The organism is Rothia sp. 88186D007BW, assembly GCF_053544215.1.
Genome location: NZ_JBPPTR010000008.1, coordinates 1 through 13,960 on the forward strand (window position 1 = coordinate 1; position 13,960 = coordinate 13,960).

The following is a 13,960-nucleotide window of genomic DNA, read 5'->3' on the forward strand; positions in this document are numbered from 1 at the left end:
GGGTTGTATGGGCGGGTGTTTGCGGTGGTGCGGGGGTTGGTGTTTTTGGCTGCGGGTGGGACTTTTGAATAAGCCTCATAGCTTCCAGCAATTTTAGCCAAATAGCGTCAATTTAGCTTCTGACACATTGAGGCTTATTCACAAGTAGGAACACACCCCACACCCGCCAACTAAATAACAGCCCCACCAGTAGCAAAAAATGAGCATTAAACCTCTACACATAACCTTACACCAACCGGAAAAGACCGTTACCCCACCAACGTACAACCAGGCTAACAACTACGCAAAACACCCACGCTACTACACGCCCTAAACAACCATCTCACCTAGGGAAAACCAGGAGGCAGACCACCAGCGCTCACCCTACCCCAGGCACTCAAAGCTACTTTGCCCTACCACCGGCACAACCTCACCGACGAGCTCCTCCCAGCCCTCTACGGCATATCCCAACCGACAGTTTCAAGAACCATCAACCGGATCAAGACGGCACTGGATAAAATCCTCACACCACTGATCCAACCCCTAGACAAAGCACTCAAAGCACCAGGTTCACTGGTCATCAACAGCACACTGGTACCGGTTTGGAACTGGCGAGGTGAAATAAACTTTTCAGGCAAAGATAAACGTGTTGGCTACAACCACTAGGTCATCTGCACCATTGACGGTAGACTCCTTGTTATTACTGACCGGCTACCTGGTGCTTGGCGTGATGTTTATGCCGTCAAGGAGCACGGTTTTACACAAGTATGTGGAGGAGATGATCCTTGTTGATAGGGGCTACCGTCGGGTTGAGGTTGTTGAATCCCTTGCTCAGTGTAAGTCTGGGGTGAAAACGCTCACTTGAGGCTGTAAAGGAGATAGTAGCCGTATTATCGATAAGCTGTGAGCGGTGGTGGAATGTCATTGCGCAGGTGAAGATTTAGGGTGTTTTGTAATCGGGTTTTCGGCGGCTGCTTGGGGTCTTGTGGGTAGGTGTTTTTGGCGGTGGGGGTGTTTTTAGTTGTTGGGCACTCTTTATGAATAACCCTCAGCTTTCTGCGAGCCAGACTGAGTGCGTGCTTTTTTGAAACGCCCTTGGGCTTCTGCATCCCAGTCAAAGAGTTCCTGGGTGTCCTCTTCAGACAGCCTGCCTAATCTGACATCGAGTAAAGGAATGACCTTGAACTTATTCTGCGAGACAAACATTAGCCGGTAGTCGGGTATAAAAAAGCGTTTCTAGATTGCCAGCAGGGGGTGCCACCCCACCACTATGATGCTACGCTGTATATACAGTGTATTTTTCTTTAGGAGGTTTGTAGTGGCTACTACCAGTATTAGCGTCCGTATGGATGCTCAAACGAAACAAGAAGGCGAGGCTCTCTTTAAGGAGCTTGGGCTCAACATGTCCACCGCAATCAACATGTTCGTCAAGCAGGCTATCAGAGAGAACCGAATCCCCTTCATGGTGGGCGACCCCAAACCCAATGCCGATTCGCTTGAAGCTATTCGGGAAGCAGAAGAATTCTTCGCCAGCGGTCGAAAAGGTAGGTTCACTAACGCTGAAGAGCTCTTCAACGACCTGGGTATCTAATGGGCCTTACCGCAGATTACAGCTCTGCATTTCACCGAGACGTAAAGCGTTTAAAAAAGAAGCATACGGATATGGCTCCCTTGCGAGAAGTCATCAGCCTAGTGCTAGAAAATACAGCCGAGGCTCAACAGGTACTACGTCAACGGCACCGAATACATTCTCTCAAAGGTGAGTGGCTGGGGAGCCAAGAATGCCATATAGCTAATGCTGGCGACTGGTTATTAATTTGGTACGAAGATAACAAGACTGCCTACTTCCAGAGAACTGGGACACATGACCAGCTGGTCAGGAAATGAAGGGGCACCCCGCACACATACAGGGGTACTCTTTGCTGCAATCATCGAACATCGCAACCACTCAACAGTTGTTGACCACAGCAACCACCTGATTCTGTGGAACATCAGCACAGTCATCGCTGATATACACCTACCTGCAAGGACCACCCTATGAACATTGCCCGTCTCGGTGAAACAATTAAGGCCGCCCACTACTATCGCGGTATTCCCTACGCGCGGGCAGAGAGGTTTGCGTCGCCGCGTCCGCTCGGTTTAGAGAACTTACCCGCAGACTTCACCGCAACCGACCCGGCACCTGCTGCACCCCAGCACGTGCGCCCCGGCAAAAAGGGTATGCGGCAGACGGCGCACCTGAGCGAAGATTGCCAGAACCTCACCATCGTCACCCCGGCCGGTACAGCGCCGGGCGAGAACCTGCCGGTCATGGTCTTCTTCCACGGTGGATCCTACATTTACGGCTCCGGGGACGGGCAGCGATACGACCCCTACCTGCTGGTCATCGAGCACCGCCTGATCGTGGTCAAAGTGACGCACCGGCTGGGCTACCTGGGGTTTATGGGCGGCACGCCAAGCCGCCCGGCCAACTTAGGGTTACTTGATGCCCGCCAGGCCCTGCGCTGGGTGCAACGTCATATCGCAGACTTCGGGGGAGACCCTGACCGCGTCACCGCCTTTGGCCAATCAGCCGGTGGCGACCTGGTAGCCCGCCTCATGATCACAGACGGCGTGGCCCAAGAAAACCTCTTCCAGCAGGCCATCATTCAAAGCGCCCCCTTGCACCTTATCCACGGCAAGGACGCCATGACCCGCCACCTACTCACCGCAACTCAGGGCATACCGCAGGGAGCACCAGCACAAACCTGGGGAGAAGCCGCCCACAAGCACGTCATGGCCAATCCTTTCCGTTTTGGCCTTGACCGCGCCATGATGCCCTTCGGCTGCCAGTACGGGCACTACCCCCTACCTGCCGAAGAGGACGAGGACGCCGCCTACCGGGCCGTCGCAGGGAAGTTCAAGGTGCTGGTGGGGTCCATGGAACGAGAATCCGGCTATTTCACCCCGCACCTAACTGGGAGGGCAGGGCGTGCCCAGCGGGCCGTCCTTGACCGGTTGATCTGCCAGTTCTCCCGCAGGCTCTACGCCCAACCGGCCCGTCACTTTGCCCAGCGGCACCAGGACGCCGGCGGCCAGGCCCTTGCCTACCAGCTGGCAACAGGCGCAGTGGGGCACCCTATGGAATCTGTTCATTGCACTGATTTGGCTCTGCTCTTTGATAACCCTATCTGGGAGGGTAGTAGCCTCTGGGCTGGGGCAGACCGGGCCCAGCAGCAGACCCAGGGGGAGGCTCTGCGCGCTATCTGGGCTGGTTTCGCGCATACGGGGCAGTACCCCCGGGAGCATTTCGAGGCCGCCAGGCTGCGGGAGATACCCTAGAGTGGTGTAAACGCGGGGGAGACTTACCGCAACAAAGCCTTGACCAACTAAATTGGAAACTGTGAAAGCCACACCCGAAACTCTCAAAGAGGCAGTTGCGCTATGAGCCGTCCACGCGCACCCGGCGCTAGACGGCGTCCTGCCTGCACCTCGGGATAAACTGGGTTCATGGTAGAAAACCCCAGCTACACCACCGACGATTTTGAGCTCCCCGGCGTCCCAGATGCTTTTCAGCGTCTCTGGACGCCCCACCGCCGCGCCTACGTGAAGGGCGGGCAGAAGGATTACACCGAGAACACCTGCCCCTTCTGCGAGGCCCCAGCCCGCAGTGACGCTGAGTCGCTGATTGTGCACCGTGGCGAGCGCGCCTACGTCATTCTTAACCTCTACCCCTATAACCCGGGGCATCTGCTGGTCTGCCCCTACCGGCACATCCCGAATTATGATGACGCCACGCCTGAGGAAACCGCTGAAATTGCTGCTCTCACCCAGAAGGCTATGGGCATTTTGCGGCAGGTCAGCAGGGCGGAGGGGTTCAACATCGGTATGAACCAGGGCAAGGTTGGCGGGGCAGGGGTTGCTGCTCACCTGCACCAGCATATTGTGCCGCGTTGGAGCGGGGACACCAACTTCCTGCCCATTGTTGCGGGCACCAAGACGGTTACGCAGACTCTGGGTGAGATTCGGGATCTGCTCAGTGCTGCCTGGGATTGCTAAGCGGAGGCAGCAGGAAAGCTAAGTAAGCCCGCTGGCTCGGGGCTGGCGTGAATGATATCGAGCGCCCCAGCGCGAGATATCAGAGGGTCGGCGGGCGTTTGGCTTGCCTGCTGCCTTATGGCGACTATATTTCTAGAACAGGGATTCCTGCACGGACGCTGGGGGAGTGAGTTCCCCGAAGCTGCGGCAGGCCCTGTTGGAGAGTTCTGCGGTGTTGATGAGGAAGGTCTGGTCGGGGTCCCCGAAGTGGGCGGTGAGGAATTTGCCGGTGCCGCCGCTGATGTAGAAGCCGTGTGCGCCTTCTGTGAGGGTGGGGTGGGCGCTGAGCGGTTCGGGGTTTTCTGCCCGTAAGGACGCGTAGGCGCGGCTCATCGCAGCTGAGGGCACCCAGCGGTTTGCGGTGATGTCGAAGCCGTCGATGGTGTCTTGGGCGTTGTCGAGTGCCCAGGTGGCGTTTTCTACGGCCATGTAGTGTGCTGATTTGAGGTGTTCGGTGCTGGCGGGGTCTACCCAGGCCTTGTATTTGGTGGAGGCGTGTTTGAACTGGGTGAGGTTGGCTTCGTGTGAAACGAGGTCTTCTAGCTGGCGTATGATGATGCCGGTGTCAGCTCGGGCTACGAAGGTTGCGGCGGCGACTGCCTGGTCGTCTAGGCGGCGTGGGTTGGAGTGTAGGGAGGCGGTTCCGACTTTGGAGGTGCCGTCGGGGAAGGTTGCTATGTAGAGGTAGTGTTCTAGGTTGACGTAGGCTAGGGCTGCTTCGGTCATGCGGGAGCCTATGTGTATGCGGTGGATGGGGGCGAATTCGTCCCGTGCGAAGCATAGGTTGCACTGTTTGCCTTTGGTGAGTGTGGCGTGGTGGGGGCAGGGGACTTGGTGGAAGCCGATGCTGTCGGTGTTGGCTTTGGCGTAGCCGGTGCAGTAGGTGCCTGCGCCGCGTGCGTCTGCTGGGAGGGTTTGCAGGCCGAGGAAGCTGCCGGGGGTTATGGTGATAGTTTCAATCTTGCCGCTTGGTTGACCGTCTGTAAGGGGCTCAATTTTGAGGTAGGGGGCGCGGTTGCGCCAGGTGATGTCACGCCAAATAAATTCGGGGTGGGTTACGAGTGGGTTGATGGGGTTATTCATGGGTGTGGTAGGTTTCGTTGGTCGGCGTTTTGGTGTTCTCTTTTCTCAATTTTACGTGTGGTAGTACGTAGGGGGTAGGTGCGTTCTCTCTTGCTGCCTGGTGTGTGCAAGGTATGATAGTCACCATGTCACGACCTGTTGTTCGCCTTGTTGGCCAAGGCATTCGTTATGCGACCAAGTTGCGTGGGGGCGGTTCTGCTTTCCCGGGCTTGGTGATGGAGAAGTTGCACCCTAATTTTGTGGCTGAGGAGCTTGCTAAGCTGCCGCGCGGTGTGGTTGTTGTTTCGGGTACGAACGGTAAGACCACCACAACCAAGATGGTTGTGCAGTTGTTGGAGGCTCAGGGGCTGAAGGTTTTCACTAACCGCACTGGCTCTAATTTTGTGCGTGGTGTGGCTGCGGCTTTGCTGGGTGAGATGAGCCTGAGCGGCAAGCTGGATGCTGATATTGCGGTGCTTGAGCTAGATGAGGCGCATGCCGTGCACTTTGTGCGTAAGGTCAAGCCCGATTACGCGCTGCTCTTGAACGTTTTGCGGGATCAGTTGGATCGTTTCGGTGAGATTGATGCGACCCGCCGCATGCTGGCTACTGTGGCCGGTGCAACCACTGGCACGGTGGTGCTTAATCGTGAAGACCCGCGTATTCGTTCTTTGGCTGAGAATGTTCAGCCTGGTACGCAGGTGAGCTACTTTGGTTTGTCTGAGAAGTTGCGTGCTCTTTTCCCTTCTGATGATGGTTTGCGTACGAGCCCTGAGGGTGCTGGGGGTGCGGACGCCGGTGGTCTGGCACCGGAGTTGCCGGGGGCGTCCGTCTTGCTTAAGGATTTTAAGGGAGCTGCCGCTACCTTTGATGTGGCTGGTAAGGAGTTGGCGGGCACCATTAACCTTTACGGTGTCTATAACATTTTTAACGCTGCAGCTGCTATGGCCCTGACGCGTGAGGTCATGGGAGATGCTCTCAACGAGACTAAGCTTTTGGCTGAGCTTGAGCATATTGCCCCGGCTTTTGGTCGCGGTGAAACCCTCAACGTTAAGGGCCAGACCCTGCAACTGCTGCTGGTGAAGAATCCGAGTGGTTTCCGCCTGTCTCTGGCGTCCGCTGATGCCCAGGACTATGCCACTATGATCACTATCAATGATGCTTACGCTGATGGGCGCGATGTTTCCTGGCTCTGGGATGTTGATTTCCATTCCTTGGTGCAGGGCGGTGTCACTATGGTTTCTGGTGTGCGCGCCTACGATATGGCCCTGCGTTTGCAGCACGATGATGTTTTTGTTGAGAACATCAATGAGAACCTTGAAGAAGCTTTGGCCACTTTTATTGCTAAGTCTGAGGGGCGCCCCATGCGCATCTTCTGCACTTACACCGCCATGCTGGCTATCCGTAAGGAACTGGCAAAAATTACCGATGTGGAGGAAATCTAATGAACGATTTTGAGAATGCACCGGTAGAGGCGGGCGAGCAGATTATCACCCAGACCGGGAACAATAAGAGCCTCAAAATTGTGCAGCTTTACCCTAGAGACATGAACATCTATGGGGACTGGGGCAACACCCTCTCGCTGTCTCGTCGTGCCCAGGCCCACGGTTTTACCACTGAAATTGTGGACTACAACCCCGGTGATGAATTCCCGCTTGACGGTGATATCTTTGTGGGTGGCGGTGGCCAAGACTCGGGCCAGTCGGTGATTCAGGAGGACCTACTGGCTAACGCTGAAACCCTGCGTATGCTGGCAGAGGACGGCACCCCCATGCTGGTCATCTGCGGCCTGTACCAGCTCTTTGGTAAAGAGTTTAAAACGGTCAGTGGCGCCACCTTGAACGGTATCCGTGTCTTTGATGCTAAGACTGTCGGCGGCGAAGAACGCCTGATTGGCAACATCGTTGAAGAATCTGAAGAGTTCGGCACCATTATTGGCTTTGAAAATCACTCGGGTCTGACCTATCTAGCCGGTGACACCAAGCCCCTGGCCACCGTGACTAAGGGGGAGGGCAATAATAAGGAAGATTCTGGTGAAGGTGCCCGCGTGCATAATGTCATCGGAACCTACCTGCACGGCTCCTTGCTCCCTAAGAACCCTGCTATCTCGGACTTCCTGATTAAGCAGGCAGCTATCAAGAAGTACGGTGAGTTCACCCCCGTCGTCATTGACGACACCCTGGTGGAGAAGGCGCGCGCCTCAGCGTCCGCCCGTCCGCGCTAGAATAGTACGAGGTACATCGCGCCTACCCCCGTGTGTGGGCGCATCAGACGAATAAGGAGAATCATGTCAGGTCACTCCAAATGGGCCACAACCAAGCACAAGAAGGCCGCCATTGACGCCAAGCGCGCCAAGGCTTTTGCTAAGTACATCAAGGCAATTGAAGTTGCAGCGCGTATGGGTGGGCCCGACCCGGCAGGTAACCCCGCCCTGGACCTGGCTGTCTCAAAGGCTAAGAAGAACTCTGTGCCCAACGACAACGTTGAGCGCGCCATCAAGCGTGGTGCCGGTCTGACCGGTGAAGCCATTGACTACACCGAAATCATGTACGAGGCTCGTGGCCCCCAGGGTACCGCCCTTTACATTGAATGTCTGACCGATAACCGCAACCGTGCAGCAGCAGAGGTTCGTACCGCTGTGACCCGCAACGGCGGCACCATGGCAGACTCCGGTTCTGTAGCCTTCCTCTTTGAGCGCAAGGGCGTTGCCGAAGTCGCTAAGACTGAGGGCCTGACTGAGGATGACGTCCTCATGGCTGTGTTGGACGCAGGTGCTGAGGAAGTTATTGACGAGGGCGATATCTTCACCGTTGTTTCTGAGGCTACCGACCTGCCTGCTATCCGTAAGGCTCTGGAAGAAGCAGAACTTGAATACAACAACGATGACCCGGTCTTCCGCCCCACCATGCAGGTAGATTTGGATGCCGAAGGTGCTAAGAAGTTCCTCAAGCTGGCTGACGCTATTGAAGAGCTTGACGATGTTCAGAACGTCTACTCTAACGCAGACATCAACGAAGACGTGATGGCCGAGCTGGAAGCTGAATAAACGGCTGTAGAAAGGGGGAGTGCGTGAGCCCTGTTCACGGCACTTCGCACCAGCGCCCGGAACCCGCCCAGCGAGTTCCGGGCGCTGCCCGCATTCTGGGGGTTGACCCAGGTTTGACCAGGTGCGGTTTTGGCTTGGTTGATATGACGGCTAACCGTAAAGCCCATTTTGTGAATGTGGGGGTGGCAGGTACTGCCGCATCGGAGAGCCTGGATGCCCGTATTTTGAAGATTTTTCGGGCGGCTGAGGCCTGGCTTGATACTTATCAGCCTGATGCGCTGGCGATTGAGCGTGTGTTTGCTCAGGAGCAGGTTAATACGGTCATTGGTACCGCTCATGCGTCTGGTGTGGTGATTGCTGCGGCTGCTGCGCGCGGTGTTCCGGTGCATTTTCATACTCCTTCGGAGGTGAAGGCTGCGGTGACGGGTTCGGGCCGGGCTGATAAGGCTTCGGTGGGGCGTATGGTCACACGTATTTTGGGGCTTGATGCTATGCCTAAACCGGCGGACGCTGCGGATGCTTTGGCTCTTGCTATCTGTCATGGCTGGCGTGGTGGTGGTATTGGTTCTGGTATTAATATGGCTGCTAGGACGCAGACTCACCAGGGGTCTAACCCGGCTGCTGCTAGGCGGTCTGCCCAGCTTACTCCTGCCCAGCGGGCCTGGATGCAGGCGGAGGCGAGGGCCCGCCGGTAGGCTCCTTGTATTAGTACATATATTCGAATAGAATTGGTTTCATGATTAGCTCACTGACCGGTACTGTCACCCACTTGGGGTTAGAGACCGCTGTTATCGACGTCAATGGTTTTGGCATGCTGGTGCATCTCAATGCCCGCACCGCCTCGCAGTTGCGTCTGGGGGAGAAGGCTACGGTTCTGACCACCATGATTGTGCGTGAGGACTCGATGACTCTCTACGGGTTCGCTGAGCCTGCTGAGCGTGAGGTCTTTGACATGATGCTATCGGTCTCTGGTATCGGCCCGCGGATTGCTCTTGCCGTGTTGGGTGTGCATACCCCGGCTGAGGTTGAGCGTGCTGTTGCCACCGGTGACGATAAAGCTTTCACTAAGGTGCCCGGTATTGGCCCTAAGGGGGCGCGCCGCATCGTCTTAGAGCTTGCTGGCAAGCTGATTTTGGCAGATGGTGCCACTGACCAGTTGCCCATGGATCAGGGTGTGAGTTGGAAGCCTCAGGTGCAGGACGCTTTGACTAGCCTGGGCTGGTCTGAGCGGGATGCTGAGGGCGCTATTGGGTCCTTTATTGAGCATAATCCGGCTGCTGAAACTATGGGTGTGGCTGAGGCTCTGCGTGGGGTTTTGGCCTCTTTGGGGAGCCAGAACACGGTGGGGCGATAGGTAGAGTATGAGTCAGTTCCCTCACGCTGATAGCCAGATTCCTGGCCAGCGCCTGGTGTCTATGGATGAAGAGCCAGAAGAAAAGATGATTGAGGCCGCCCTGCGCCCCAAGTCACTTGATGATTTTGTGGGTCAGCAGCGGGTGCGGCAGCAGTTGTCTTTGGTGCTTGAGGCTTCAAAGATGCGCGGACGCTCGGCCGACCATGTGCTCTTATCTGGCCCTCCTGGCTTGGGTAAAACTACTCTGGCTATGATTATTGCCGCTGAGATGGATGCCCCGCTGCGTATTACTTCTGGCCCGGCTATTCAGCATTCTGGTGATTTGGCCGCTATTCTTTCGTCGCTGACTCCTGGTGAGGTACTTTTCCTTGATGAAATTCACCGTATGAGCCGCCCGGCTGAAGAGATGCTCTATATGGCCATGGAAGATTTCCGTGTGGATATTGTGGTGGGTAAGGGCGCTGGCGCTACCTCTATCCCTCTGGAGCTGCCGCCTTTTACTCTGGTGGGTGCTACTACCCGTGCTGGTCTGCTCCCTGGGCCTTTGCGTGACCGTTTTGGTTTCACCGGCCACCTTGAATTTTATTCGGTGGCGGAGTTGGAGAGTGTTATTCGCCGCTCTGCTGGTCTGATGGAACTAAGTATCAGCCCTGAGGGCTTCGCTGAGATTGCGGGCCGTTCCCGTGGTACGCCGCGTATTGCCAACCGTCTTTTGCGCCGTGTGCGTGACTGGGCCCTGGTGCATGGTATTAGCCGTATTGAGGCCTCTGCTGCTGCTACTGCCTTGAACATGTATGAGGTAGATGAGCGCGGCCTTGATCGCCTTGACCGGGCTGTCCTTGAAGCTCTTATCACTAAGTTTGGTGGGGGGCCGGTGGGTCTATCTACTCTAGCTATTGCTGTGGGTGAAGAGACTGAGACTGTTGAGACGGTGGCTGAACCTTACCTGGTGCGTGAGGGTCTGATAGGTCGCACACCTCGCGGGCGTGTTGCTCTACCTGCTGCCTGGGAGCACCTGGGGCTTGAGGCACCAGAACTGCCTTGAGTGTCCCGCCTGTGCCAGTGCTGCTGGCGCCTTACCGGTGCTTGTAATATCGGGGGCTAATCAGCTAACTGCAAGCTAGGTGGCATAGAATGGGGCTTTAGTTTGTTTACCCCCATCACTTACGTTAAGAGGGAATCTCGTGGAACCCGGTTCACCCGTATTTATGCTTCTACTTCTGGGCATTATGATGCTCGTGCTGATTGTATTGCCGGCACGTCGAGCAAAGAAGGCTCAGCAGCAGATTAAAGAACGTCAGGACGCCATGGTGCCCGGCACTAAGGTCATGACCAATTTCGGTCTTTACGGTTCTGTTGTTTCGATCGATAAAGAAGCCAGCACCGCCCAGCTTGAAATCGCTCCGGGCACCGTGGTGAAGGTTCACCTCATGACGGTGACCAGCATCGAAGAAGACACTGTTGCTGTTGCTCCGGTAGCTGAGGCTGAGCGTCCTACCATTCAGGGTCAGGTCGCAGAAGACCCCAAAAACTAAACCATCATCTAGGGTGCGCTACCTCTTGGAAGAGAGGTAGCGCGCTTTTTCACGTTTTACGCAATCACTTACTTGAAGGGGCGCTGATGGCTCAACCATCCTACGCCGCCAAGGCCAGGGGCGCACTTGCCTCTATGGCCCTGGTGCTGCTCTTACTTGCCGGAGCAATCTTCGGCACCACCTTTGCCGGGGGCACCTGGCTACCTAAGCTGGCTCTGGACCTTTCAGGGGGCACCCAGCTGATTCTGTCACCTGAGTCTAATGATTCGTCAGGCCAAGCGATTACCGCTGACCAGCTCGACCAGGCGGTTGAGATTATCCGCCAGCGCGTCGATGGTTCGGGTGTAGCGGAGGCTGAGGTTACCACCCAGTCTGGTCAGAATGTGGTGGTTTCGGTGCCTGGTACTTTGAGTGCCGAAACCCGCGACCTGATTCAGACCTCGGCGCAGATGAGCTTCCGCCCCGTCATTAATTCTGGTGCCCCTCAGGCTGTTGCGGCGGACGCTGCTGCACCTGAGGATTCTCTACCGGAACCGACCGCTGAGCCAGCTGACGGGTCTGACTATAACTGGGTCACCCCTCAACTGTGGCGTGAGTTTGAGCAGCTAGATTGTACTGTACCTGCCAACCTTGATAGCTCTGGCCAGGACCCTAACTCCGCTATTGTTGCCTGCGCTTCAGATGGAGGCGAAAAGTATATTCTGGGCCCCATTGAAATTGAGGGCACCGATATTAGCACTGCCTCCTACTCGCAGGTGTCCAGTTCGACCGGTTTTGCGACCGGCCAGTGGGGTGTGAACATTGTCTTTAACGATGCTGCCACCCAGACTTTTAAGGACGTCACCACCCGCTTGAACGCAATTCGTGGGGCGAACCCGTCCGACCCGCGTGCCCGTTTTGCCATCATGCTTGATGGGCAGGTGCTCTCTTCTCCTGTCACTCAGGCAGTGATTACTAACGGCCAGCCCCAGATTACCGGTAACTTTACTGAGCAAGAGGCAGCGAATCTGGCTGAGCAGCTCAAGTACGGTGCTCTGCCTATTAGCTTCACGATTCAGTCTGAGCAGCAGATTTCTGCTACCTTGGGTGCTGACCAGTTGAAGATGGGCCTCATTGCTGGTCTGATTGGTCTGCTCCTGGTCTTTATGTATTCTCTTTTCCAGTACCGTCTGGTGGGTCTTGTTAATATCACTTCGATTATTGTGGCGGGTCTGCTCTCTTACGGTGTGATTGTGCTGTTGGGGCACCTGATGAACTATCGCCTATCGCTGGCGGGTGTTGCCGGTCTGATTGTTTCGATTGGTCTGATGGCTGATTCTTTTATCGTCTACTTTGAGCGTATTCGTGATGAGATTCGTGCTGGGCGTACTATTCCGGCTGCTATCGACCACGGTTGGTTGCGCGCCAAGCGCACCATCATGGCCTCTAAGGCTGTGAACCTGTTAGCTGCTGTGGTTCTTTATTTCGCTTCGGTGGGTAACGTGCGTGGTTTTGCTTTTACCTTGGGTTTGACCGCGATGTCAGACCTGGTGATTACCTTCCTCTTCATCCACCCGCTCATGGTTCTACTGGGCCGTAAGGATTACTTCCTCAATGGTGGGCGTTTCTCTGGTATGGATCCGGTGGCGCTGGGTGCAACTCCGCTGTATCGGGGTGCCGGGCGCGTCCGCACTCTTGATGATGCTGAGGCTTCTTTGTCTTTGGCTGAGCGTAAGCGCCGCCAGCGTCTTGCCGCTGAGGCAGCTGAGGCAGCTGAAGATTCCACTAACCTTGAGGAGGCCCGCCGTGGCTAATAAACTGGCTCAGTTCGGTAACGAACTACATTCTGGTCAGCGATCCTTTGCCTTTGTGCCTAAGCGCCGTCTGTGGCTGATGCTTGCCCTGCTCATTGTGGTGCTTGCAGCCCTGGTGCCGGTGGCACGTGGGGGCTTTAACCTGGGCATTGAGTTCCGGGGCGGCTCGGAGTTCACTGTCTCGCAGGTGGCTGATGCTGATATCGCAACCGGTCAGCAGGCTATTGCGGACGCTGCCCCTGAGGCTACCGATGTGCGCGTCACCAATATCGCTGCGGGAACTGTGCGCGCTCAGATGGGTGAACTAACTGATGATGAGACTCTTGCTGTGGGGCAGGCCTTGCAGTCAGCCTATGGTGTGGGCGCCCACCAGGTAACCTCATCTTTTGTGGGCCCTACCTGGGGTGAGGGGGTCACTCGGCAGGCTCTGATGGGTCTGATCTGGTTTATTGTGCTGGTGATGGTGGGCATGGCCCTGTATTTCCGCACCTGGAAGATGTCAGTCTCTGCGATTGCTGGCCTGGTGTTCACTATCGTGACTACGGTGGGCCTTTATGCCCTGATTGGGTTTGAGATTACTCCCAGCGCGATCATCGGCTTTTTGACCGTCTTGAGCTACTCGCTCTATGACACCGTGGTGGTTTTCGATAAGATTCGTGAGAACACTGAGGGGCTAGAGAAACGCCGTGATGCGACCTTTGCTGAGCAGGTTAATCTGGCGGTTAATCAGACTCTGGTGCGTTCTATCAATACTTCGATTGTGGGTATTTTGCCGGTGGGGTCGATTCTCTTTATCGGTTCTCTCCTACTGGGCGCTGGCACCCTCAAAGACCTGTCGCTAGCTCTCTTTATCGGTATTATCGTTGGCACCTTGGGCACTCTCTTTGTGGCTGCTCCTGCCTATGCTGCCCTGCGTTTGAGTGAAAAGAGTGTAGGTGAGCATACTGAGCTGGTGCGCCGTGCCCGCCGGGGTCAGGCTGAAGAGGCCAGGGAGCGTCCGGACGCTTCTGCCCAGCCGGTTGCGCCGGTTACGGTGACTGTGCATGAAGTTAACCTAGAGCGAAACTAGCCCCCTTAGCTTGGGCTTTGTGTCTTAAGAACGGGAGTAGACCTA

The 13,960-nt window shown here is 56.0% G+C and carries 14 protein-coding genes and 1 pseudogene; 14 read left to right on the forward strand and 1 reads right to left on the reverse strand.

Translation table 11 applies throughout. From position 1 onward, the window contains the following. Positions 1 to 366: 366 nt before the first annotated feature. The 5 genes and pseudogenes from ACEE09_RS05650 to ACEE09_RS05670 form a co-directional block, all read left to right on the forward strand. A pseudogene (locus ACEE09_RS05650) lies at positions 367 to 645 on the forward strand (transposase family protein); the annotation flags it as partial. 652 nt (positions 646 to 1,297) lie between these two features. Further along, positions 1,298 to 1,570, forward strand: coding sequence for a type II toxin-antitoxin system RelB/DinJ family antitoxin (locus ACEE09_RS05655; protein WP_449082860.1), 273 nt, complete (start codon positions 1,298 to 1,300; stop codon positions 1,568 to 1,570). Next, a complete protein-coding gene (locus ACEE09_RS05660; RefSeq protein WP_449082862.1) occupies positions 1,570 to 1,866 on the forward strand; it encodes a type II toxin-antitoxin system RelE/ParE family toxin in 297 nt (98 codons plus the stop codon). Before ACEE09_RS05655 ends, ACEE09_RS05660 begins: the two co-directional genes overlap by 1 nt. Before the next feature lie 150 nt (positions 1,867 to 2,016). Further along, positions 2,017 to 3,300 carry a carboxylesterase family protein gene (locus ACEE09_RS05665; protein ID WP_449082864.1) on the forward strand — a complete coding sequence of 428 codons (1,284 nt, stop codon included), beginning with the start codon at positions 2,017 to 2,019 and terminating at the stop codon, positions 3,298 to 3,300. A gap of 168 nt (positions 3,301 to 3,468) precedes the next feature. Continuing rightward, positions 3,469 to 4,017, forward strand: coding sequence for an HIT family protein (locus ACEE09_RS05670; RefSeq protein WP_449082866.1), 549 nt, complete (start codon positions 3,469 to 3,471; stop codon positions 4,015 to 4,017). A 132-nt stretch (positions 4,018 to 4,149) separates the two neighbouring features. Here the strand turns inward: ACEE09_RS05670 and ACEE09_RS05675 are convergent, their stop codons facing one another. Continuing rightward, positions 4,150 to 5,139: a hypothetical protein gene (locus tag ACEE09_RS05675; RefSeq protein ID WP_449082867.1), complete on the reverse strand. Its 990-nt coding sequence runs from the start codon at positions 5,137 to 5,139 to the stop codon at positions 4,150 to 4,152. A 116-nt stretch (positions 5,140 to 5,255) separates the two neighbouring features. Between ACEE09_RS05675 and ACEE09_RS05680 the strand changes: the two genes are divergently transcribed. The 9 genes from ACEE09_RS05680 (at position 5,256) to secF (ending at position 13,915) form a co-directional block, all read left to right on the forward strand. Next, entirely contained in the window at positions 5,256 to 6,563 is a 1,308-nt protein-coding gene (locus ACEE09_RS05680) for a MurT ligase domain-containing protein (protein ID WP_449083053.1), read from the forward strand. Further along, positions 6,563 to 7,342 (forward strand): type 1 glutamine amidotransferase, encoded by a 780-nt coding sequence (locus ACEE09_RS05685; protein ID WP_449082869.1) that lies wholly within the window; start codon positions 6,563 to 6,565, stop codon positions 7,340 to 7,342. Before ACEE09_RS05680 ends, ACEE09_RS05685 begins: the two co-directional genes overlap by 1 nt. 63 nt (positions 7,343 to 7,405) lie before the next feature. Further along, positions 7,406 to 8,164: a YebC/PmpR family DNA-binding transcriptional regulator gene (locus ACEE09_RS05690; protein WP_449082871.1), complete on the forward strand. Its 759-nt coding sequence runs from the start codon at positions 7,406 to 7,408 to the stop codon at positions 8,162 to 8,164. A gap of 23 nt (positions 8,165 to 8,187) precedes the next feature. Continuing rightward, complete coding sequence (ruvC, locus tag ACEE09_RS05695) at positions 8,188 to 8,859, forward strand: crossover junction endodeoxyribonuclease RuvC (protein ID WP_449082873.1); 672 nt, start codon at positions 8,188 to 8,190, stop codon at positions 8,857 to 8,859. A 41-nt stretch (positions 8,860 to 8,900) separates the two neighbouring features. Further along, on the forward strand, positions 8,901 to 9,518 hold the full coding sequence (ruvA, locus tag ACEE09_RS05700; RefSeq protein ID WP_449082874.1) for a Holliday junction branch migration protein RuvA: 618 nt from the start codon (positions 8,901 to 8,903) through the stop codon (positions 9,516 to 9,518). 7 nt (positions 9,519 to 9,525) lie between these two features. Then, positions 9,526 to 10,563: a Holliday junction branch migration DNA helicase RuvB gene (gene ruvB / locus ACEE09_RS05705; RefSeq protein WP_449082875.1), complete on the forward strand. Its 1,038-nt coding sequence runs from the start codon at positions 9,526 to 9,528 to the stop codon at positions 10,561 to 10,563. A 139-nt stretch (positions 10,564 to 10,702) separates the two neighbouring features. After that, entirely contained in the window at positions 10,703 to 11,053 is a 351-nt protein-coding gene (gene yajC / locus ACEE09_RS05710) for a preprotein translocase subunit YajC (protein WP_449082877.1), read from the forward strand. An 86-nt stretch (positions 11,054 to 11,139) separates the two neighbouring features. After that, positions 11,140 to 12,846 (forward strand): protein translocase subunit SecD, encoded by a 1,707-nt coding sequence (gene secD / locus ACEE09_RS05715; protein ID WP_449082878.1) that lies wholly within the window; start codon positions 11,140 to 11,142, stop codon positions 12,844 to 12,846. Beyond that, positions 12,839 to 13,915, forward strand: a complete 1,077-nt coding sequence (secF, locus tag ACEE09_RS05720; protein ID WP_449082880.1) for a protein translocase subunit SecF — start codon at positions 12,839 to 12,841, stop codon at positions 13,913 to 13,915. The genes secD and secF overlap by 8 nt, the downstream gene beginning before the upstream one ends. Positions 13,916 to 13,960 lie beyond the last annotated feature (45 nt).